The organism is Stenotrophomonas sp. SMYL20, from assembly GCF_036320045.1.
GTDB lineage: Bacteria > Pseudomonadota > Gammaproteobacteria > Xanthomonadales > Xanthomonadaceae > Stenotrophomonas > Stenotrophomonas maltophilia_A.
The window spans coordinates 15,569-37,701 of sequence record NZ_JAWIRT010000008.1 but is presented as its reverse complement, the minus strand read 5'-3'; the positions used below and the strand labels follow the sequence as shown (position 1 = coordinate 37,701).

At 68.5% G+C, this 22,133-nt stretch carries 17 protein-coding genes; 8 read left to right on the top strand and 9 right to left on the bottom strand.

The annotated features are described in order from the left end of the window. Positions 1-45 precede the first annotated feature (45 nt). Both V3B48_RS07835 and V3B48_RS07830 read right to left on the bottom strand, forming a co-directional pair. Positions 46-720: a hypothetical protein gene (locus tag V3B48_RS07835; RefSeq protein ID WP_329893482.1), complete on the bottom strand. Its 675-nt coding sequence runs from the start codon at positions 718-720 to the stop codon at positions 46-48. A 39-nt stretch (positions 721-759) separates the two neighbouring features. Further along, a complete protein-coding gene (locus tag V3B48_RS07830; protein ID WP_012509660.1) occupies positions 760-1,278 on the bottom strand; it encodes a hypothetical protein in 519 nt (172 codons plus the stop codon). 212 nt (positions 1,279-1,490) lie between these two features. On the opposite strand from V3B48_RS07830, the gene V3B48_RS07825 reads away from it, so the two are divergent. From V3B48_RS07825 to V3B48_RS07815, 3 genes are all read left to right on the top strand, one after another. Then, on the top strand, positions 1,491-3,980 hold the full coding sequence (locus tag V3B48_RS07825; protein ID WP_329893481.1) for a DEAD/DEAH box helicase: 2,490 nt from the start codon (positions 1,491-1,493) through the stop codon (positions 3,978-3,980). After that, positions 3,977-5,002 (top strand): ribonuclease H-like domain-containing protein, encoded by a 1,026-nt coding sequence (locus V3B48_RS07820; RefSeq protein WP_285302659.1) that lies wholly within the window; start codon positions 3,977-3,979, stop codon positions 5,000-5,002. Before V3B48_RS07825 ends, V3B48_RS07820 begins: the two co-directional genes overlap by 4 nt. A gap of 66 nt (positions 5,003-5,068) precedes the next feature. Beyond that, on the top strand, positions 5,069-5,383 hold the full coding sequence (locus V3B48_RS07815; RefSeq protein ID WP_088023101.1) for an I78 family peptidase inhibitor: 315 nt from the start codon (positions 5,069-5,071) through the stop codon (positions 5,381-5,383). A 162-nt stretch (positions 5,384-5,545) separates the two neighbouring features. Here the strand turns inward: V3B48_RS07815 and V3B48_RS07810 are convergent, their stop codons facing one another. The 5 genes from V3B48_RS07810 to V3B48_RS07790 all read right to left on the bottom strand — a co-directional run bounded on the left by V3B48_RS07810 (position 5,546) and on the right by V3B48_RS07790 (position 11,992). Beyond that, the gene (locus tag V3B48_RS07810) at positions 5,546-7,621 is read right to left on the bottom strand and encodes a M56 family metallopeptidase (RefSeq protein ID WP_285302660.1); all 2,076 of its coding nucleotides are present in this window, start codon (positions 7,619-7,621) and stop codon (positions 5,546-5,548) included. Positions 7,622-7,624: 3 nt separating this feature from the next. Beyond that, positions 7,625-8,011 carry a BlaI/MecI/CopY family transcriptional regulator gene (locus tag V3B48_RS07805; protein WP_004133922.1) on the bottom strand — a complete coding sequence of 129 codons (387 nt, stop codon included), beginning with the start codon at positions 8,009-8,011 and terminating at the stop codon, positions 7,625-7,627. Positions 8,012-8,116: 105 nt separating this feature from the next. After that, the gene (locus V3B48_RS07800; protein WP_329893480.1) at positions 8,117-10,372 is read right to left on the bottom strand and encodes a TonB-dependent receptor; all 2,256 of its coding nucleotides are present in this window, start codon (positions 10,370-10,372) and stop codon (positions 8,117-8,119) included. Between the two features lie 17 nt (positions 10,373-10,389). After that, positions 10,390-11,610 carry an MFS transporter gene (locus V3B48_RS07795; protein WP_329893479.1) on the bottom strand — a complete coding sequence of 407 codons (1,221 nt, stop codon included), beginning with the start codon at positions 11,608-11,610 and terminating at the stop codon, positions 10,390-10,392. Then, on the bottom strand, positions 11,600-11,992 hold the full coding sequence (locus tag V3B48_RS07790; protein WP_223224697.1) for a hypothetical protein: 393 nt from the start codon (positions 11,990-11,992) through the stop codon (positions 11,600-11,602). The genes V3B48_RS07795 and V3B48_RS07790 overlap by 11 nt, the downstream gene beginning before the upstream one ends. Positions 11,993-12,119: 127 nt before the next feature. Here V3B48_RS07790 and V3B48_RS07785 point away from each other — a divergent pair, with 127 nt between their 5' ends. Together V3B48_RS07785 and V3B48_RS07780 are read left to right on the top strand one after the other, a co-directional pair. Next, positions 12,120-13,067, top strand: a complete 948-nt coding sequence (locus tag V3B48_RS07785; protein ID WP_121504992.1) for an AraC family transcriptional regulator — start codon at positions 12,120-12,122, stop codon at positions 13,065-13,067. Between the two features lie 144 nt (positions 13,068-13,211). Next, positions 13,212-14,279 carry a serine hydrolase domain-containing protein gene (locus V3B48_RS07780; RefSeq protein WP_329893478.1) on the top strand — a complete coding sequence of 356 codons (1,068 nt, stop codon included), beginning with the start codon at positions 13,212-13,214 and terminating at the stop codon, positions 14,277-14,279. Positions 14,280-14,312: 33 nt separating this feature from the next. Here V3B48_RS07780 and V3B48_RS07775 read toward each other — a convergent pair whose 3' ends face one another. Next, positions 14,313-15,419 (bottom strand): SDR family oxidoreductase, encoded by a 1,107-nt coding sequence (locus tag V3B48_RS07775; protein WP_329893477.1) that lies wholly within the window; start codon positions 15,417-15,419, stop codon positions 14,313-14,315. A 194-nt stretch (positions 15,420-15,613) separates the two neighbouring features. On the opposite strand from V3B48_RS07775, the gene V3B48_RS07770 reads away from it, so the two are divergent. Next, positions 15,614-15,922: a hypothetical protein gene (locus V3B48_RS07770; RefSeq protein ID WP_329893476.1), complete on the top strand. Its 309-nt coding sequence runs from the start codon at positions 15,614-15,616 to the stop codon at positions 15,920-15,922. Here V3B48_RS07770 and V3B48_RS07765 read toward each other — a convergent pair. Then, entirely contained in the window at positions 15,900-16,955 is a 1,056-nt protein-coding gene (locus tag V3B48_RS07765) for a DNA topoisomerase IB (protein ID WP_329893475.1), read from the bottom strand. The genes V3B48_RS07770 and V3B48_RS07765 overlap by 23 nt on opposite strands. Positions 16,956-17,066: 111 nt before the next feature. On the opposite strand from V3B48_RS07765, the gene V3B48_RS07760 reads away from it, so the two are divergent. After that, positions 17,067-17,456 (top strand): I78 family peptidase inhibitor, encoded by a 390-nt coding sequence (locus V3B48_RS07760; RefSeq protein WP_004133799.1) that lies wholly within the window; start codon positions 17,067-17,069, stop codon positions 17,454-17,456. Positions 17,457-17,631: 175 nt separating this feature from the next. After that, positions 17,632-22,086, top strand: a complete 4,455-nt coding sequence (gltB, locus tag V3B48_RS07755; RefSeq protein ID WP_329893474.1) for a glutamate synthase large subunit — start codon at positions 17,632-17,634, stop codon at positions 22,084-22,086. The last annotated feature ends 47 nt before the right edge of the window (positions 22,087-22,133 follow it).

Below are 22,133 nucleotides of genomic sequence, written 5' to 3'. Positions count from 1 at the left end.
ATCCCTCCGGTTGCCCCGGTAGATGCCAACCTTGGTTGGCGCTTGTCAACGCGAACCCGCGCGCCGGTACACGCCGTTGAAGCGCACGTTCATGCCACCGCATTCGCTGTTGTCGACCACGATCAGCACCTCCCCCAGCGAATGCACGCGCACCTTGCAGGTGTCCTCTACAAACTCGACATCGGCACCACGCGGCGCCGCGCGCGCTTCCACCTGGCCCATGTTCGGCCCGTAGGGACGCTGCTCCGGCGTAGGGTTGGCGGAGGGCCAGTAGGCGTCACCCTCCACATGCAGCTGCCCGCCCTGCACGGTGATGCGCAGGCCGTTGTCGCCGTCCTTCCAGTGGCCCGCCCAATCCTGCAGCGACGGCACGACCACCGGCAACGCCTGCAGCTTGCTGCGGTCCACCCAGCCAGCACTGCCACCCACCTTGTTCGGGAAGAACGCGCAGCGGTAGCGGCCAAGATCACGCCCGGTCACCACGGTATCGCCATTGACCACATAGCTGCGCTGTCGGCAGGCCGGTTCGCCCTTCGCCGGGCAGCCGTCCATGTCGCCAAGCAGGTACAGACGGGGCGCATCGACCACCCGCGCCAGGGCGAACCGGCTCTGTTCAGAGGGAAACGCGCCATTGCGGCAGGCGCCATCACCGGCGATGCCATCAGCGAAGGGGGACGCCGGCAGCGATGCGGCCAGCAGGCAGATCGAACGCAGGAACATGGCAGCACTACCGGTGGGGAGCCGGCAGGATATACCGGCCTACTTCACCGGCGGTGCATCGCCGGCATCCTGCTCCTGGGAGAACCGCAGCGCACGCTGCTGCTGTTCGGCACTGAGCTCCGGCGGTGGCCGCGCCACGGCGGCCTGGATCTGCGCCGGTCCGCCGGTGAGTTTGTTGATCCCCTTGGCCGCCGCCATCACACCCTTGACCACGCCCATCATGATGTAACCACCGCCCATGCTGACCTGCTCCGGCGACGGCGGTTCGCTCCAGTCGCGACTGAAGCGGTTGTCGCCGAACTTCACCGGGTTCTTGAAACGGTACAGATCCAGCGGCTCGTCTTCGGGCTTGAGCGCACGCACTTCGCCAAGGGTGGTGACGTTGTCCTGCGGCAGGGTGGTGGAGATCGGCGCGGTGGTTGCCGCCGGCGCATCTGCAGGAGGTTCGGGCGCTGGGTCGGGCACCGCTACCGGCGTGGCCTGCTGCGCCTGCGCGATACCGGCCAGCAGCATGCTGGCCAGGACGGCTCCCTGCGTTCCACGTCGTGCCACAGCCATCCACCCTGTTGGTTGCGTCCAGCGCCCAAGGATACGGATACCGGCTTCAGATTTCGTTGCTCCCCTGGCAGCTGTTCAGCCAGGGGAGATGCGGCGATACCACGGAACGCGAGCACTGAACGATTCACGCGCTCCGTGTGCGGTGTCTCACATCCTGAGACGTGAATGTGGTGCCATGTGACCCCTCGAAAAACGTCCCGGCTCGATCTTCCATGGCTTACGAACTCGCCAAGCGCACCGCCGACGCCGAGCAGAAGCTCGCCACCCGCGATGGCCTGCCCGCCCGCGACGGCGCACTGCTCAGCGCGCGCCTGCAGCGCCGCTACCAGGACCGCATCACCGGCAGCTTTGCCATTCCCGGCCGCGAAGGCCGCTATGCGCCCATTCCCGATTCGGTTCCGCCGGCCCTGGCTGCAGCGCTGAAGGCGCGTGGCATCGAACAGCTCTACAGCCACCAGGCCGAGGCCTGGAACGCCAGCCAGCGCGGCGAGCACGTGGCCATCGTCACCCCCACCGCCAGCGGCAAGTCGCTGTGCTACACCCTGCCGGTGGTCAGCGCGGCGATGCAGGACAAGGCCAAGGCGCTGTACCTGTTTCCGACCAAGGCACTGGCCCAGGACCAGGTGGCCGAGCTGCTGGAACTCAACCGCGCCGGCGACCTCGGGGTGAAGGCCTTCACCTTCGATGGCGACACTCCCGGCGATGCGCGCCAGGCCATCCGCCTGCACGGCGACATCGTGGTGTCCAACCCGGACATGCTGCACCAGGCGATCCTCCCGCATCACACCAAGTGGGCGCAGTTCTTCGAGAACCTGCGCTACATCGTCATCGACGAAGTGCACACCTATCGTGGCGTGTTCGGCAGCCACGTCACCAACGTGCTGCGCCGGCTCAAGCGCATCTGCGCGTTCTACGGCGTGCAACCGCAGTTCATCCTGTGCTCGGCCACCATCGGCAACCCGCAGGCGCATGCCGAGGCGCTGATCGAGGCACCGGTCACCGCCATCACCGAATCCGGCGCGCCCAGCGGGCCCAAGCAGGTGCTGCTGTGGAACCCGCCGGTGATCAATCCGGACCTGGGCCTGCGCGCCTCGGCACGCTCGCAGAGCAACCGCATCGCACGCATTGCGATCAAGTCCGGGCTGAAGACCCTGGTGTTCGCGCAGACCCGCTTGATGGTCGAGGTGCTGACCAAGTACCTGAAGGACATCTTCGACCACGACCCGCGCAAGCCGCCGCGCATCCGCGCCTACCGTGGCGGCTACCTGCCCACCGAGCGCCGCGAGACCGAGCGTGCGATGCGCGCCGGCAACATCGACGGCATCGTCAGCACCTCGGCGCTGGAGCTGGGCGTGGATATCGGCAGCCTGGACGTGGTCATCCTCAACGGCTACCCCGGCAGCGTGGCCGCCACCTGGCAGCGCTTCGGTCGCGCCGGCCGCCGCCAGCAGCCGGCACTGGGAGTGATGGTGGCCAGCTCGCAGCCGCTGGACCAGTACGTGGTGCGGCATCCGGACTTCTTCGCCGAGGCCTCGCCCGAGCACGCGCGCATCGCGCCGGACCAGCCGCTGATCCTGTTCGACCACATCCGCTGCGCAGCCTTCGAGCTGCCGTTCCGGGTCGGCGATGGCTTCGGCCCGATCGATCCGGAAGTGTTCCTGGAAGCGCTGGCTGAAACCGAGGTGATCCACCGCGAAGGCGAACGCTGGGAATGGATCGCCGACAGCTATCCGGCGAACGCAGTCAGCCTGCGTGCGGTGGCCGATGGCAACTTCGTGGTGGTCGATCGCAGCGATGGCCGCCAGCAGATCATCGCCGAGGTCGACTATTCCGCTGCCGCACTCACCCTGTATGAAGGTGCCATCCACATGGTGCAGTCCACGCCCTACCAGGTGGAGACGCTCGACTGGGACGGCCGCAAGGCCTATGTCACCCGCACGCATGTGGATTACTACACCGACAGCATCGACTTCACCAAGCTCAAGGTGCTGGACCGCTTCGACGGCGGCGTGGCCGGCCGGGGGGATTCGCATCATGGCGAAGTGCACGTGGTGCGCCGCGTGGCCGGCTACAAGAAGATCCGCTACTACACCCACGAGAACATCGGCTACGGCCCGGTGAACCTGCCCGACCAGGAACTGCACACCACTGCGGTGTGGTGGCAGCTGCCGCAGGCGCTGCTGCTGCGCGCGTTCGCCAGCAAGCAGGATGCGCTGGATGGCTTCCTCGGCGCCGCGTATGCGCTGCACATCGTCGCCACCGTGGCGGTGATGGCCGATGCGCGCGACCTGCAGAAGTCCGTGGGCAACGGCGATGGTGCCTGGTTCGCGATTGCCGACCAGAGCGGCCGTGGCCAGCTGCGTGGCAGCGAAGGTGATCCCGGTGTGGTGGAACTGCTGCAGGAGTTCGTGCCCACCGTGTATCTGTACGACAACTTCCCCGGCGGCGTCGGCCTCAGCGAACCGCTGTGGCAGCGCCAGGCCGAGCTGGTGCAGCGCGCGCGCGAACTGGTGCAGCGCTGCGACTGCAAGGCCGGCTGCCCGGCCTGTGTCGGCCCGGTGCTGGCCGCGCAGGAAGAGGATGACACCTCGCCGCGCGCGCTGGCGCTGCGTGTGCTGGACCTGTTCGATGCCGAGGCCTGCCAGCACGTGCCCGACGTGGTGGTGACCACCCGCGACCCGATGGAGCTGCTGGCCCCGTGAGCCTGAGCCTGGACAAGCTGCGCCTGCTGCGGAAGCAGGCCGGTGACCCGAAGGCAGTCACGCCGGCTGCGCCCGAGCCGCCGCCCGCAGCACCTGCGGCACCGGTTGCCGCCAACGATGCGCGGCAACCACCGGCCGAGCGTTCGGTGTTCGCCTGGGTCGAACAGGAAATCCGCCACAAGCCGACCGGTGCAGCGGCCTCCACACCGGCACCCGCACCGCTGCGTCGGCCGGAAGTGGGCAGCCTGCATCGCCTGCTCGGCCTGCGTTCGCGGGGTGGAGCCGCGCCGGCACGCGCCAGCGCGCAGGATCGCCAGCTGCCCGGTGAGGAGATCGCACCGGGCCTGTTCCTGATCGAATCGCTGCAGCCGCAGCCCATTCCGGCACAGCCGCTGTCACTGGATTTCGCCCGCCGCGAAGGCGAACACGTATCCCCGCTCGACCTGCTGTTCTTCGATACCGAGACCACCGGCCTGGCCGGCGGCACCGGCACCCGCGCCTTCATGATCGGGGCCGCCGACTGGCATGCGTGCCCGCAACGCGGCGAAGGCCTGCGCATCCGCCAATTGTTGATGGCCACGATGGCCGCCGAGGACGCGATGCTGGCCACCTTCGCCCGCTGGCTGCAGCCGTCCACCGTGTTCTGCAGCTACAACGGCCGCAGCTACGATGCGCCGCTGCTGAAGGCGCGCTACCGGCTGGCCCGCCAGCGCTGCCCGATCAGCGCGCTGGATCACGTCGACCTGCTCTATCCGACCCGTCGCCGCTATCGCGGCACGTGGGAGAACTGCAAGCTGTCCACCATCGAGCGCCAGCTGCTGCGCGTGGTGCGCGAGGACGACCTGCCCGGTTCTGAAGCGCCGGGCGCATGGCTGCGCTTCCTGCGCGGCGGCGACGCGGTGAACCTGCGCCGGGTGGCCGACCACAACCACCAGGACGTGGTGACCCTGGCCCTGCTGCTGCAGCGGCTGGTACGGGAAGAACAACGTGAGCGCGAAACCCTGGCGCTGGTCGGGCAGTAGGCGTTGACGCAGCCTGACGGTGGCAGCGGTGACACTGCCGCCACCATCCATGCCTGGAGCCCGACGATGCGCCTCAATCCCCTGGTCCTGCTCGCCATCCTGCCCTTGGCCGCCTGCAGTCACGCCGGCAGCAGCACCACCCACGATCCCGCGCCAGCGCCCGTGGCCGATGCCGCGCACGAATGCAGGCCGGAGGCGCTGGATGCCTTCACCGGCAAGACCGCCGACGAAGCCACGATCAAGAAACTGGTGGCTGACAGCGGCGCGCGCGGTGCACGGGTGGTCAAGCCGGGCATGGCGGTGACCATGGACTTCCGCCAGGACCGCGTGACCGTGCAGGTGGATGCGCAGAACCGCATCGAGCGCGCCAGCTGCGGTTGATCGCCTCAGGGTAGTGGCGGGGGGGGGGGGGGGGCCCCCCGGGGCCGGCCCCCGCCGGGCGGGCCGCCGCGATCGGGCGGGCCGGGGGGTTTTGCCCGGCGCGGGGGGGGGGGGGGGCCGCCCCCCCCCCCCCCCCGCCCGCCCCGCGCCCGCCACTACCGCTCAGAGGCGCTCGGCCTTGCCGCTGGCCAGTGCGCGCGCGATCACCTGCTGTGCCTGCTGCGACGCCTGCGCATGCACGCGTGCCTGACGCTCGCCCAACGCGGCCTGTTGGCTGCCCAGTGCCGCCTGTCGGCTGGCCAGTTCAGACTGCTGGCTGGCCAGGCGCTGCATGTCACGGGTGCGGCCGGATTGCGCGGCCTCGCTGCGGGCTTCCTGCATCGCACGACGTGCCTCGGCGGCGGCCTCACGCGCGCCCGCCATGTCGTTGGTCACGCTGCGCGCCGCCTCACGCACACCGGCCACGTCTACGGTCAAGCCACGCACCGCCTTCACCGCTTCCGCGGCAGCAGCCGCATCGTGGGCCGCACCGCGCGCCGCCTTCGCCGCTTCCGCCGCCGCTTCGCGGTTGATGTCATGCGCGGCCATCGCGCTGCGCGCAGCCTCGGTGGCGGCCAGTGCGATGCGACGCGCCTCCTCGCCCTGCAGGCGGCCCATCTCGCCCATCTGCCTGCCGAGTTCGCCCTGCTGGCGACCCAGCGCACTCTGCTGGCGGCCCAGTTCGCTCTGCTGGCGACCGAGGTCTGCGGCGCCGCTGTAGGCGCGCTGCAGGGTCTGGATCAGCATCGGGTCGCGCACCACATAGCGCTTGTCGCCCTGGCGGAACCACAGCGCCGGCCCCTTGCCGAGCTGCCTGCGGGCCACCGTTACATCGTCGATGCCGCCATTGGCGAAGGTCGAATCACCATCGACCAGCACGTAGGCCTGCGACGGCGACTTGCCGAGGTCCAGGCGCCCGTAGGTGGTGATGGAGGTGGTGTGGGAAGTCGAATGTTCACTGTGCATGTCGGTATCCACATCGACATCCACGTCGACCGCCACATCGGCATCGTCCGGGCCTGACAGCGCCTCGACATCGGCCGGCTCGGCAGGCGGCGCGGGCGCCACCGGCACGGCCGGAACGCGCGCGGCCGAAGGCGCTGCGGGCGGCGCGTTCGGAGCCTTCGGCGGCGGCGGCACCACGGCCTTCGGTGCGGCCGGCGGCGCGGGCGGTGCCGGTGGCACTGGCGCAGCGACCAGCCGCATCGGTGCCACGCCCACCAGCACCACGACGGCGGTCAGTGCCATCGCCAGAATGCGCGGGCAGGCCCGGCGCGGCTGCAGCGAGAGCAGGCGACGCTTGAGGCTGGTGGTGTTCGGCGCGGCGCTGGCCACGCCCAGGTGTGGCTGCGGTGCCACGCCCAGCTGCAACAGCAGGCGGCCATAGGCCTGACGGCTCGCGCCATGCTGGCCAACCACGGCCGCATCCACCGCTTCTTCGCGGGCCTGTGCGTATTCGCGCACCGACAGGCGCAGCAGCGGGTGGAAGAAGAACAGGTGCTGGGCCAGTGCGGGCAGCAGGCCCCACTGCAGGTCACGCCGCTGCAGGTGTTGCAGTTCGTGAGTCAGTGCCAGGTCCAGCGCATCACCCTGCAGGGCGTTGTCGCCGGCCGGCAGCAGCAGCACCGGGCGGAACGGCCCGACCAGCTGCGGTGCGTCCACCTGCGCGCTCATCCACAGCCGCGGCGCAGGGCGTACGCCGTGGGCATCGGAGGCCAGCTGCAGCGCCTGCACCAGCGCCTCGTCCTCGCAGGGATAGGCGGCGGCCAGCAGCGCCCGGCAGCGGCGCCACTCACCGAAGGTGCGCAGGGCCATCAGCAGCACACCGGATGCCCACAGCGCAGCCAGTGCAACGGCCCACCACGCCACTGCCGGCACGTTCGCTGCAGGCACCGGCATCGTCGCCAGCAGCTGCGCCGAGGCTTCCGGCGCCAGCGGGTAGACCAGATCTGCGGCAACGTCAGTGGCGGTCATCGCCACCGCCTGCGGTGCCGGCAGCCAGGCCAGCTGCAGCGGCTGGCTCCAGAACAGGCCGAGCACGGCCTGCAGCGACACCAGCCACCACAGGCGGCAGCGGGTGGCCGCCGACAGCGACGGCAGCGCGCGGCACACGCCGTACACCAGGGCCACCAGCAGCACGGTCTGCAGGCTGGTCCAGCCCAGCCGTTCCAACAACGGGATCAGCATCGTGGTGTCCATGGCTCAGCCCTCGTGGCGGCGCGATTGGAGTTCGGCGACCAGCGCTTCCAGCTCGGCCAGCTCGTTGTCGCTGACCTGCTGGCGCTGCGACAGGTAGGCCACGAACGGCGACACCGAGCCCTGCAGGGTGTTGTCGACGAACTGGGCCACCGCACCCTGCAGCACGCTTTCCGGGCCACGCGTGGCCTGGTAGCGGTAGACGCCGTCCTGCTGCTGGCGACGAAGATACCCCTTCGCCCGCAGCCGCTCCATCATCGTCAGCACGGTGGACCGGGCCAGGCCACGGGCCTCGCCATAGCCACTGGCGACCTCACCGACGCTGGCCGGCGCATGTTCATCGATGTACTGCAGCAGGGCCAGTTCCTGGTCCCCGATCGTCTTGCCACGCATGACACCACTCCCTTGACTACACGTGTCGCCACTTTCAGTGTGACGACAACTGTAGTCAACCCCCCGGAAGTCATGGGCCGACGAACGGTAGGGGGGGCGTGCCCCTCAGTACTCCACCCGATACCCGATCGAGAAGGTCCGCCCTGCCGCCGGCAGGCTGGACATCTTCCCGTAGGTCGCCTCGGCCTGCTGGCCATAGACCGTGCGGTAGTCACGATCGGCCAGGTTGTAGATGCCGACACTGAAGCGGCCGCCTGCCAGCGGCAGCTCGCCGATCAGGTCGAACACCGCATAGCCGTGGACCTTCGCCGCCGGGGTAGCGCGGATGCTGGGACTGATCGCTGCGAGTGGTGCATCGCGCCAGGCACGATCGGTCCCGCCCACCACTTGTCCCTGCAAGCGCAGCAGGCTGTCATTGGCGAAGCGCCACTGCCCATGCACACCCGCCTTCAAGGGTGAAACGCGGAACGCATTGAGCTCACGCCAACGTCCGGCAGCATCGCGGTACTGGCCCCGGGTGCTGGCAAGGCTTGCGCCCAGCTCCAGCTGCGCCGTCGGTGTGTAGCGCAGGTTGGCCTCCACGCCCCACACGCGCTCATCGGTGTCGGCCACCGACACGCTGTAGTCGCGGTTGAACTGCACGGTCTTGTCCGAGCGGTTGTAGAACGCGGTCACCGCGCTCTGCAGCGATGCATCGCTGCGGCGCCAGCCCAGCTCATAGCTGTCGACCTTGATCGGGCCGACGTTGCGGCTGTCGATGACGAAGCTTGCCGGTACATCGCGCAGCATGCGCTGGGTGTCCGGCAGGCTGAAGCCCTGCGAGACGTTGGCGAACAGCTGTTGCGATGCATCCAGCCGGTACACCACGCCGGCATTGAACAGGGTCTGCGAGTGGCGCACGCGGCCGCCCCGCAGCAGGTGCGGCTGATACCCGGCAACGGCATCGGCGGTGATCGCTTCGGTGTAGGGAAGCGAGTCTTCTACGCGGTTGCGCAGGATCTGGTGGCGCACGCCGGCCTGCACGCTGAAGCGCTCACTCAGCGAATGGTCGGCCTGCAGGAACAGGCCAGTGGTATCCACGCGCACGTCCGGCCCCATCGCGTACTGCGCGGTGGGCTGGTAATCGAGACCGTTGCTGGCGATGAAGCGGTTGATGTCATACATCTGCCCGCGCTGGCTGTCCTGCTCGCGCTCGTGGTCCACGCCGTACGACAGCTGCAGGCTGCGGCCCGCCACGTCGAAACCCTTGTGCAGCGCCGTGCGCAGGCCCCACACATCGATATCGGTATTGGACTGCATCGCCACATAGGCGAAGCCACCGCGCAGTGCCGGGTGCACCAGCGTCGACACCGACGGGAACCAGCGTCCCTGCTCGTTGCGGTAATAGGCTTCCACGCTCAGTTCCTGCCCGCCCAGTACATCGCGGTTGCGGTACTGCGCATTCACTCCCTGGTGCCGGGTACGCGGCTGCGCCTCCAGCAGCAGGCCGGGCAGCGCCTGGTGGCTGGGCGTGAATGCTGGGTTGAACAGCGCAGCCAGGCGCGGGCCATAGTCGGGGCCATGATCACTGTCCTGCTGATCGTCGAACCAGCGCACGCCCACGCTCAACTGCTGGCTGTCCGTCGGGGTCCAGTCGAAGCGCGCATTGAGTTCGCGGGTCTCGGTGTCCTGCCGATCGGTCTGCGCGATCTCCGGGCCGACACGGCGGCCATGCGCATCCAGCGATGCGCCCTGCCGGCCATAGGCGACGCCGAACGCGCCACTGAACTGATCGCCGCGCACGGTCATGGTCTGCGCGGCGTTCCAGGCCAGCGTGTCACTGGACAGATGCGAGGGGCTGCGCAGGCCGAACTGGCTGGCCAGCTGCACCGGCTGCTCACCGGGCTGCAGAGTGATGATGTTGATGATGCCGCCACTGGCACCGGCGCCATACAGCGCGGTGGCGCCGGAGATCACCTCGATGCGCTCGATCATGGTTGGCGAAATGCTGTTGAGCTGACGCGACCCATCGCGTGCGCCGGTCAACGGCACACCATCGATCATCACCTGCACACTGCGACCGCGCATGGTCATGCCGTAGTTGCTGGTGGTCCCGCTGGCCGGCGCCAGCGATGGCACCAGCTGGCCGAGGATGTCGGCGGTGCTGCGCCCGGCGGTGATCTGCTGGGCAATCTGCTCGCGCTCGATGGCATACACGGTGCCGGCGATCTCGGCCACGCTGCGTGCGCCTCGCACGGCGGTGACACTCACCGCATCCAGTTGCCGGGTGCCAGCCGTAGCGGACGTATTCTGCGCCGCCAGCTGGCCACTGATGGCCAACGCCAGCATCGCCAGCGGAAAGGTTGCTGCGGTATGCCGCATGGTGTCCTCGTTGCGTATCAGGGGGAGTTCGTGGGTGCTGCGAAGCGGCGCATCAGCGGCCGGCACAGCAGCAACCCGAGCGCCGAAACTGCCGCCAGCGCGATGTAGTAGATGGGGTAGCCCAGGCCCTTGGCGAGGAAGCCGGACAATGCACCGCCGATGAAATTGACCAGCAGCTCGAAGCACACCAGCAGGGTGAAGTCAGTGCCGGCCTGGGCACGCGAACTGACCCGCATGAACAGGGCATACAGGCTGGTCATCGCCACATAGCGCAGCGCCAGCAGCGCGATCACCAGCGCGCCCAGGCCCCACCGTGACGTCGCCATCGCACCGCTGTAAAGCATCAACGCCAGCAGTACATAGAACACGGTGCGCCACCAGCCAGCGTGCATCAGCAACTGCTCGGCCCGGCGCTGCTTGAGCAGCCAGGCGGTGCCCACCGCAGCCAGCATGCCGGTACCGGCACCGCCCACCGAGATCAGCAATCCGATCTCGGTCAGGCTGAACTGCTGGTCGACCAGCAGCGGGTTGATCATCGCCATGGCCGGCGCTTCCACCAGCCGGTACAGCACGATCAGCAGCAGCGCCCAGCGCAGTTCGGGGCGACGCAGCGCACGCAGGATGCTCGGCCGCGGCGCGTCGGGCCTGGCCGGCGTTTCATTGATCTGCTGAACTGCCAGCAGGGTCAGTGCGCTCATTGCCGCCAGGCTCAGCAGGGCCACGCTCCAGCCGCGGGTTTCAAACAGCCACAGCACACCGGCGCCACCGATCATGCTGCCCAGGGCCACGCCCACGCTCTGCGCCATGCTGCCCAGCCGGTGCTCGGCCGGCGCCAGCGCCTCCACGGTATAGCCGTCGATGGCGATGTCCTGGGTGGCGGCAATGGTCGAGATCCACATGCCGACCAGCACGAACACGACCAGGCCATGATCCAGGCCGGTGAACGCCAGCACCAGGATCCCGGCCAGCAGCAACAGTTGCGTCAGCCACAGCCAGCTGCGGCGGCGGCCGAGGGCGGGCAGGTGCCAGCGGTCGACCAGCGGCGCCCACAGGAACTTCAGCGCCCACGGCAGGTACAGCAGCGACAACATGCCGATCCAGCGCAGATCCACGCCCTGGCTGCGCAGGATGGCCGGTACCGCCACGTTGTAGAAATACAGGGGCAAGGCATGTGCCATGTACAGCGCGACGATCACACCCAGGCCGAATGGCGAAGCAGCGGTGCGCTCAGTGCGCATCGGCCTGCTCCAGGTGCTCGCCAATCCAGCGCATGCCCGCGCCGGCATCGGCGGTGACGAAGTACGGCACGGCCCAGGCCGCATGCAGCGCCGGAGTGTCCAGCCGCTGCTGCTCGGCGGCATCGCTGGCGATGCGCACCAGGCCCCGGCAGTACTGCCGGAAGGCGGCCTTGTACTGCTTGTACCAGACCGCCTGCAGGGCACGGTAATCGTCGCAGAAGGTGGCACCGGGCGCGGTGCTGGCAACGAAGTAGAAGGGACGGTGGGCATCGATCAGCGCCTGCACACGGTCCAGCCAGTACCGGATCTGGTGCGCATCCACCGCGCCATGGAAGACGGCACGCAGCACCACCGCCTCGTTGATCACCAGACCCATCGCCATCGACCTTCTTACTGAACAGGGGAAAGGGGCAGCGAGCCCCCGCAAATGAGAATAATTTGCAATACCATTGAAAGTTTAGGCGCGACGAAAGAAAATTTAGGCACGACAGCATTCGCGGGTGCCTTGCATGCAGGTCTATTCCTGCGCCGAACTGATGAGCGCCGCCCACGCGCTGGGCGGCCGGGTCGACTTTGAATCGGGCCTCCCCGATGCGCTGCCGGTGCTGGCCGGCTGGCAGCAGGTGCAGTCGATGGACAGCGGCCTGGTGCTCTACCTCAGCCGCAGCCAGGACATGGTCGGCGGCCGCAGCCAGAACTGCCTGCCTGCGGGCCTCACCGCCAGCTTCCTGCTGCAGGGGCAGGCCGAAGTGGTCATCGCCAACCAGCGCCTGCAGATGGACAGCCGCCGGACCGGGAGCCCGGCGATGCTGGTCCACCTTCGTGAGGAGGAAGCGTTCCAGCGCCATTGGCAGGCGGGTCGCGAGGAAACCAAGGTCAGCCTGCACCTCGGCCAGGACTGGTTGTCGCGCCAGCTCGATGGCATTGCATCGGCCGGACTCACCCGCCTGCGACTGAGCCACGCACGCAACCAGGCGTGGCAACCGCCTGCGCCACTGCTGCGGCGGGCCGCAGCGTTGTTCGGGGCGGAAACGGCGGAGCCGCCTCTGCTGGCCAGCCTGCAACGCGAGAGCTTTGCGCTGGAAGTCGCGGCCAGCGTGGTTCGATCCGTGATCGCCGAACGCGAGGCGCCTGCCCCCAGCGCACATCTGCGGCGTTGCGTGGACCAGTTGCAACAGTGGCTGCAGAGCGGCGAGGCCGATGGCCTGACCATCAACCAGATGGCGCGCAGGCTGGGTACGAACGCCGTTGACCTGCAAAGCACCTTCCAGCAGCTGCACGGCAGCAGCATCGCCGCCTGGCTGCGTGCACTGCGCCTGCAGCGGGCGCACGATGCCCTGCTGCAACGACGGGTGTCAGTGGACGTGGCGGCCAGCGTGGCCGGGTACGCCCATACCAGCAGCTTCAGTGCCGCGTTCAAGCGGCAGTTCGGAAGGTCTCCTTCCCGGATCCGCTAGCCGCAGCAGGCACGCCCCGCGCGCACAACCAGTACCTGCCACGCAGCGCAGGTACTGCTTAAACCTTTTACGCACCCGCTGCATCCGATCCTCGACGCCCCGCCGGAATCCCGCATGTTCCGCCCAACGCTTCGAGTCATGCTCATGCTCATCACTGCCCTGCCCTTCGCCGCCATCTCCGCCAGCCAGGACCAGGCCAACGACCAGACCCGCCGCCTGATCCGCCAGATCATGCTGGAGCAGCGCATTCCCGGGCTGCAGGTCGCGGTGATCAAAGACGGGCAGATCGTGTTGTCCGAGGCCTACGGCCTGGCCAATGTCGAGAACGGTGTGCTTGCCTCGCGCGACACCCGCTTTCCGCTCAATTCGGCCACCAAGGCGTTCACCGGCGTGGCTGCCGCGCAGCTGGCCCAGCAGGGGCAGCTGGATCTGGACGCGCCGGCCTCGCGTTACCTGGATGATCTTCCACCAGCGTGGAGAGACGTACGCGTACGCCAGTTGCTTGCGCATACCTCAGGCCTTCCGGACATCCTTGATGCGAACGGGCTGTTGGGTGGTGGCTCCGAAGCGCAGGCGTGGACAGCCGTCACTGCGCGGCCGGTCGAAGCCGCACCCGGGCAGCGCTTCGCCTACAACCAGACCAACTACGTACTGCTGGCACGGATCATCGCGCAGCAATCCGGCATGCCCTACGAACGTTTCCTCGCCACCGGCCAGTTCAGCAGCGCGCGCATGGCCCGCACCACCTTCGGCGACAGCTACGACCTGATTCCGGATGCGGCGACGATGTACAGCCTGGCCCCGCGTGCCACCGACGCTGCGGATGCACCGTCCCGCCTGTCACATTGGTTCTACGACATGCCGCCTTCGCTGTGGGCCGGCGGCGGCATCCTCACCACCGCCGACGACACCGCGCGCTGGCTGGTCGCGCTGACCGACGGGCGCCTGCTTCAGGATGCAGCTCGGAAGAGGATGTGGACCGCAGAGCGCCTCACCGATGGCCGTGCCGGCCCATGGGCGGGTGGCTGGCCGGTGCTGCGCGCATCGCCCGACCTTCAGGTGGCGGGTATCGGCGGTGCGCGCTCGGCCTTCGTGGTCTATCCCGAGCGCGGCGTGGCGGTGGTGGTGCTGACCAATCTGGTCGGCGCCAATCCACAGCAGTTCATTCCGCGCATTGCCGATCTCCATGCGCCTGCGGTGACCGTGCCCTGAGGCTGCCGGCCAGCGGCCGGCACTACCGTCGGCTCACCCCCGCGGCCCGCCCATCACCGGCAGGATCACCCCGCTGATGTAACTGGCACAGACCGGCGAAGCCAGGAACACATAGGCGGGCGACAGTTCTTCGGGTTGTGCGGGCCGCCCCATGTCACTGTCCTTGCCGAACTCGGCGACGTCCTCGGCCTGTTTGTCGGCCGGGTTCAGTGGCGTCCACACCGGCCCCGGCGCCACGCAGTTGACCCGGATGCCACGCGGCAGCAGCTGGCTGGCCAGCGCCTTGGTGAACGCATGGATCGCGCCCTTGGTGGCCGAGTAATCGATCAGCGCCTTGCTGCCGAAGATTCCCGTTTCCGAACCGGTGTTGATGATGCTGGCACCCTCGCCCAGATGCGGCAGTACCGCGCGCGCCATCTGTATGTAACCGCCGATGTTGGTCTGCAGGGTTTCCTGCAGATGCGCGTCTTCCAGGTCTTCCAGCCGCTCGCAATGCAGCTGGAACGCGGCATTGTTGACCAGGATGTCGATGCCGCCGAACGCCTTGGCCACCTGCTTGACCGCCTTGTTGCAGAAGCGCGGATCGCGCACGTCGCCGGCGATCACCACGCAGCGGCCGCCTTCGCGCTCCACGTGCTGGCGGGTGATGTCCGCGTCCTCAGCCTCGTCCAGGTGCAGTACCGCCACATCGGCGCCTTCGCGTGCGAACAGCACCGCCACTGCACGGCCAATGCCGGAATCGCCACCGGTGACGATCGCACGCATGCCCTGCAGCTTGCCGCTGCCGGTGTAGTCCGGTGCAAGGAAACGCGGCGCCAGCTCCAGTTCGTGTTCGTGCCCTGGCTTGGCCAGCTGCTGCGCCGGCATCGCCTCCGGCTGACGGCGTGCACCTGCCTGGGTCGCGGTCTTCTTTGTCGCCTTCTTCGCCGCGCGCACATCCTTGGCCTTTTCCTGGTCCTGCAGGCGCCGCTGCCGGGCCGCGACGCGCGCTGCCCGCGGATCGCTGGCGGCCGCCTTGCGGGTTGCGGTCTTCACCACGCGCGGGCGATCGGGGTCGGCGACGGTCTTGGTTGCGGTGCTGCCTTTGCGCACCTTCGGCGATGCCTTGCGGCGGGCGGGGGTCTTCTTGGCGGTGGCCATGCAGGTCTCCTCGGGGGGAATGGGGTTGCCGGCCAGCGGCCGGCACTACCCGGGGCGGCATCCGCCGCGCCTGCAGTGTCTCCACCTATGCTGTTGGCGGCAGTGAGCGCACCGTGTCCACGATGTGCACGGTATTCATTCCGCCACCACGTGCGACGTCGCACGCTGCACGCAACCACACAAGGAACGCCGCCATGAAACATGCCATCGCTACCACCGCCGTCTGCTTCGCCCTCGCCGCCTGCAGCAGCACACCGATGGCCCAGGTGCAGCCGATCGACGGCGTGATTTCCGGGCAGTGCCACAGCGACATGGTGCGCGGCGCACTGGGCTTGGCCGCTTCGGATGCCACCGTGGCCCGCGCACGCGTGGACAGCGACAGCCTGCATGTGCGGGTGCTGCGCCACGACGGCCCGCGGGTGCCACCGGCGCACGAAGGCGGCGACCGCCTGACCATCGAAAAGGGCCGCACCAACAACATCACCGCAATCTACTGCGGCTGAGCCTGCGCGCCCTGCGCAGCACGCGCAGGGTGGCCTGTTCCCACTGGCGCGGCCCGCGCAGGCCGGCCAGCGTGGCCAGTTCGCCGCGTTCCCAGCCGGCGAACACGCACGGGTCGATGTAGGCCTTGCGGCACACCGCCGGGGTATTGCCCAGCAGCGATGCCACTTCGCACACCACCGCGCGCTGCGCCTGCGCCAGCGCGCGCTGACTGGCCGGTTCCGGCAGTTCGGTGGCGGCAAACGCCTGCACCGCCGCCGCCGTGCCACCCCAGGTGCGGAAATCCTTGGCAGTGAAGTCCTCGCCCATCACCTCGCGCAGGTAGTCGTTCACCGCGCCGGAATCCACCGGCTGCAGCGCACCGTCATCATCGCGGTACTGGAACAGCGCCTGCCCCGGCAGCTGCTGCAGGCGCCGCACCAGCAGCCCCAGCCTGCGGTCGCCCACGGTCACCTCCTGCAGCTGCCCGGACTTGCCGCGGAAGCGCATGCGCACCCGGCCGCCGCGCAGCAGCTCCAGGTGGCGGTTGCGCAGTGTGGTCAGTCCGAACGAACGGTTCTGTTGTGCATAGGTTTCATTGCCGACCCGCACCAGGGTGTCCGCCAACAGCGCCACCACCATGGCCAGCACCTTTTCCTGCGGAAACCCAGGTCGCTTGAGATCCCGCGACAACCGCCGCCGCAGCGTGGGCAAGGCCTCGCCAAAGGCGATGATGCGGTCGAACTTGCCGGCGTCGCGCTCCTTGGCCCAGTCGGCGTGGTAGCGGTACTGCTTGCGTCCGCGTGCATCGTGGCCGGTGGCCTGCAGGTGGCCGTTGGCGTGGGCGCAGATCCATACGGCGGTATACGCCGGCGGAATCGCCAGCGCACGGATGCGTTGCAGGGTGGTGGCGTCGCGTATCGCGTGACCATCGGCATCGCGGTAGCTGAAACCCTTGCCGGCGCGGCGCCGGCTGATGCCCGGCTGGGTGTCATCGACATAGCGCAGGCCGGCCGCGCGCGCGGCCTGTCGTTCGGGGGTGGAGGGGGTTGGCATGTCGGTAGTGTCGCCGTCGCCATGCCGCGATCCTGTCGATAACACAAGACAAACACGTGAGGGCCGGTTCGCCGCTATGCTCGGGTCTTCACAACCCCTTCCGGAGTCATGATGTCGTTCCCGATTCGCGCCCGTTCGCTCTCCGCCCTGTTGCTGCCGGCCGTGCTGGCGCTGACCGCCTGCCAGGCACCGGCGCTGGATGAACAGGATTCGGCCACGGCCCACGCCCAGCAGGCCGCCGAAGCCGCCAAGGCGCCGGCCGACGAAGCCGGCAAGGCCACCGAGGCTCCGCCGGTCGGCACCTGCGATGCCAGCCAGGTGCAGAGCCTGGTCGGCCAGACCTACACCGACGCGCTGGGCAAGCAGGCGCAGGAAGATGCCGGCGCCAACCAGGTGCGCGTGCTCAAGCCCAACGACGTGGCCACGATGGAGTTCCTCGGCGACCGCCTGAACATCGAAGTGGACGCCAAGGGCGCCGTCAGCGGCGCGCGCTGCGGCTGAGTCCGGCCCCGCGCCGGCACTGGGTTGCCGGCGCGTTCTGTTGCACCTGCAACCGTGTATTGCGGCGTTGCAGCAACCTGTGATCTAGTCGAGGCATCCGGTGGCCTCACGATGCGCTCCAGGGATTGAGCGGGCTTGAGTGTCCCCGTTCAATTCATTCCGCATCGAGGTAGAGATGGCCCCCCGCAACCGCCAAGGGCTTTACGACCCGCGCTCCGAGCGCGATGCCTGTGGATTTGGCATGGTCGCCCAGCTCGACGATCAACCATCGCGCCTGTTGGTTGATACCGCCATCGCCGCGCTTTCGCGCATGACCCACCGTGGCGGTGTCGCCGCAGATGGCCTGACCGGCGATGGCTGCGGCCTGCTGCTGCGCCGCCCCGATGCGTTCCTGAAACTGCTGGCCAGCGAAGCCGGCATCGCGGTCGCTGCGCGTTTCGCCGCCGGCCTGGTGTTCCTGCCGCACGACGCCGACGCGGCGCAGGCCTGCCGCGCGCAGCTGCAGGCGCAGGTGGAAGCGGTCGGCTGCAAGGTCGCCGGCTGGCGCGAGGTGCCCACCGATGACAGCGTCTGCGGCCAGCTGGCGCGCGACACGCTGCCGCGCATCGAGCAGGTGTTCGTCGACGCGGGCATCGGCCAGGATGACGCCGGTTTCGCACTGGCGCTGTTCTTGGCCCGCCGTCGCAGCGAACAGCAGCTGCGCGAGCATGCCGATTTCTACGTCACCACCCTCACCCCGGATGCGATCAGCTACAAGGGCATGGTGCTGCCGGACAAGCTCAGCCGCTTCTTCCCGGACCTGCAGCGCCGCGAGCTGGCCTCCAGCGCGATCGTGTTCCACCAGCGCTTCTCCACCAACACGCTGCCGCGCTGGCCGCTGGCGCACCCGTTCCGCATGCTCGCCCACAATGGTGAGATCAACACCATCGAAGGCAACCGGCGCTGGGCGCAGGCGCGCAGCAAGGTGTGGAAGACGCCGCGCTTCGACATCGGTGAATTCGACCCCGTCATCTCCATGCACGGCTCTGACTCGCAGAGCCTGGACAACATGCTGGAGCTGATGGTGGCCGGTGGCATGGAGCTGATCCAGGCGCTGCGCATCCTGGTGCCGCCGGCCACCCAGTCGCTCGAATTCAAGGATCCGGACCTGGCCGCCTTCTACGAGTTCCATGGGCTCAACAGCGAGCCGTGGGATGGCCCGGCCGGCATCGTCGCCTGCGACAGCCGCTATGCGGTGTGCACCTTGGACCGCAACGGCCTGCGTCCGGCGCGCTGGATGCTGACCGCCGACCGCCACTTCCTGGTCGCCTCCGAAGCGGGTGTGTGGGAAGTGCCGACCGAGCGCGTGGTGCGCAAGGGCAAGCTCGGCCCCGGCGAAATGGTGGCCATCGATCTCAAGCGCGGTGACCTGCTCGACTCCGATGCGGTGGATCGCATCAACCGCGGTCGCGCGCCGTACAAGCAATGGCTGCAGCAGGGCGTGACCTACCTGCAGACCGAACTGATCGATCCCTCGCTGGTGGAGGAACCCTTCGACGAAGGCACGCTGCGCAGCTACCACAAGCTCTACCAGCTCAGCAGCGAGGAAGTGGAGCAGGTGCTGCGGCCCTTGGCCGAGACCGAGCAGGAAGCCACCGGCTCGATGGGCGACGACACGCCGATGGCAGTGCTGAGCCAGCGCAGCCGTCCGCTCTATGACTACTTCCGCCAGGCGTTCGCGCAGGTCACCAACCCGCCGATCGATCCGCTGCGCGAAGACTGCGCGATGTCGCTGTCCACCCAGCTCGGCAGGGAGACCAACATCTTCCACGCCGGCCCGGAGACGGTGAACCACGTCATCCTCAACTCGCCGGTGCTGAGCCAGCGCAAGCTGCGCCAGCTGCTGAAGATGGACCAGTACGTGCAGGCCAACCGCCTGCTGGACCTGTCCTACAGCGAAGACGAGGGCCTGCGCGCCGGCATCGAGCGCATCTGTGCCGAGGCCGAACAGGCCGCGCGCGAGGGTATGGTGATGCTGCTGCTGTCCGACCGCTACCCGGTGGCCGGGCGGCCGATGGTGCATGCCCTGCTCGCCACCAGCGCCATCCACCACCACCTCTCGCGGCTGGGCCTGCGCTGCGACGTGAATCTCATCGTCGAGACCGGCACCGCGCGCGACCCGCACCACATGGCCTGCCTGCTCGGCTTCGGCGCTACCGCGGTGTACCCGTACCTGGCCTACCAGACCCTGTTCGACCTGGGCCGACGCGGCATCCTCAAGCTCAGCAAGGGCGGTGAGCAGTCGCAGATCGGCCGCCGCTACCGCAAGGGCGTCTACAAGGGCCTGTCTAAGATCATCTCGAAGATGGGCATCTGTACCGTGGCCAGCTACCGCGGCGCGCAGCTGTTCGAGATCATCGGCCTGGAACCGGAAGTCGTGGACCTGTGCTTCCCGGATACCGCTTCGCGCATCGGTGGTGCCGGTTTCGCGCGCCTGGATGCCGACGCACGCGAGCTGTGCGCGCAGGCCTGGGATGCGCAGCAGGACGTGGATGTCGGCGGCCTGCTGAAGTACGTGCACGGCGGCGAGTACCACATGTACAACCCGGACGTGGTGACCACCCTGCAGCGCGCGGCGCGCAGCGGCGATCCGCGTGCCTGGCAGCAGTACTGCGATGCGGTGCATGCGCGCCCGCCGTCTGCACTGCGCGACCTGCTGGAACTGGTGCCGGCCGCTGCGCCGACACCACTCGATGACGTGGCGCCGGCCAGCGAACTGTTCCCGCGCTTCGATACCGCGGCGATCAGTCTCGGTGCGCTGTCACCAGAAGCACACGAGGCGCTGGCGATTGCGATGAACCGCCTCGGTGGTCGCAGCAATTCCGGCGAAGGCGGTGAGGATCCCGCCCGCTATGGCACCGCCAAGCGCAGCAAGATCAAGCAGGTGGCCTCGGGCCGCTTCGGCGTCACCGCCGAATACCTGGTCAATGCCGAAGTGCTGCAGATCAAGGTCGCGCAGGGCGCCAAGCCCGGCGAAGGCGGCCAGCTGCCTGGGCACAAGGTCAACGAACTGATCGCGCGGCTGCGCTACGCGCGTCCAGGCATCGGCCTGATCTCGCCGCCGCCGCACCACGACATCTATTCGATCGAAGACCTGGCGCAGCTGATCTACGACCTCAAGCAGGTCAACCCGACCGCGCTGGTGTCGGTGAAGCTGGTCAGCCACGCCGGCGTCGGTACGATCGCAGCGGGCGTGGTCAAGGCCGGTGCGGACCTGATCACCATCTCCGGCCACGACGGCGGTACCGGTGCGTCACCGGTCAGCTCGATCCGTTACGCCGGCGTGCCGTGGGAACTGGGCATTGCCGAAGCACACCAGGCACTGCTGGCCAACGACCTGCGCGGGCGCACGTTGCTGCAGACCGATGGCGGCCTGAAGACCGGCCTGGACGTGGTCAAGGCCGCACTGCTGGGCGCGGACAGCTTCGGCTTCGGCACCGCGCCGATGATCGTGCTGGGCTGCAAGTACCTGCGCATCTGCCACCTCAACAACTGCGCCACCGGCGTTGCCACCCAGGATGAGCGCCTGCGCGAGAACCACTTCACCGGCCAGCCCGAGCGCGTGGAGAACTTCTTCCGCCTGCTGGCCGAGGAAGTGCGTGGCTGGCTGTCGTACCTGGGTGCGCGTTCGCTGGAAGAAATCGTAGGCCGCACCGACCTGCTGCGGCAGATCGAGGCGGCGCCGCGCGACGGCGTGCGCGTGGACCTGTCACGCCTGCTGGCCGACAGCCGCTATGAGGGCAGCCACTGTGCCGCGCAGCGCCTGTACGAATCGCCGGACAGCCTGGCCACGCAGATGGACGGCCTGCTGGCCCCGGCCATCGAACACAAGCGCGGTGGCGAACACCGCTTCCTGATCCACAACACCGACCGCAGCATCGGCACCCGCCTGGCCGGTGCGGTGGCACGCGCACACGGTAACCAGGGCATGGCCGAGGCGCCGCTGGAACTGCGTTTCCGCGGCAGTGCCGGGCAGAGCTTCGGCGCGTTCAACGTCGGCGGCCTGCACCTGGAAGTGGAAGGCGAAGCCAACGACTACGTCGGCAAGGGCATGGCCGGCGGCCGCCTGGTGGTGCGTCCGCCGCGCGGCGCCCGCTTCGAGGCACGCAGCACCGCCATCATCGGCAACACCTGCCTGTACGGTGCCACCGGCGGTGAACTGTTCGCTGCCGGTCGTGCCGGCGAACGTTTCGCCGTGCGCAATTCCGGCGCGCTGGCGGTGGTGGAAGGCGCCGGTGACCACTGCTGCGAGTACATGACTGATGGCGTGGTGCTGGTGCTGGGCAAGGTCGGCCTGAACTTCGGTGCCGGTTTCACCGGCGGGCTGGCCTACGTGCTGGACGTCGACCGCGATTTCGTCGACCGCTACAACCACGAGCTGATCGACATCCATCGCGTGTCCGCCGAAGGCTTCGAGAACTACCGCCAGCACCTGCACCGCCTGATCGGCCGCCATCGCGAGCTGACCGGCAGCATCTGGGCGCAGCAGATCCTGGACGAGTTCCGCGACTACATCGGCAAGTTCTGGCTGGTCAAACCGAAGGCCGCCAGCATCGAGTCGCTGACCGAAACCCTGCGACGCGCCGCGTAACGGTAGTGCCGGCCGCTGGCCGGCATCCCAGGATCACGTAGTGCCGG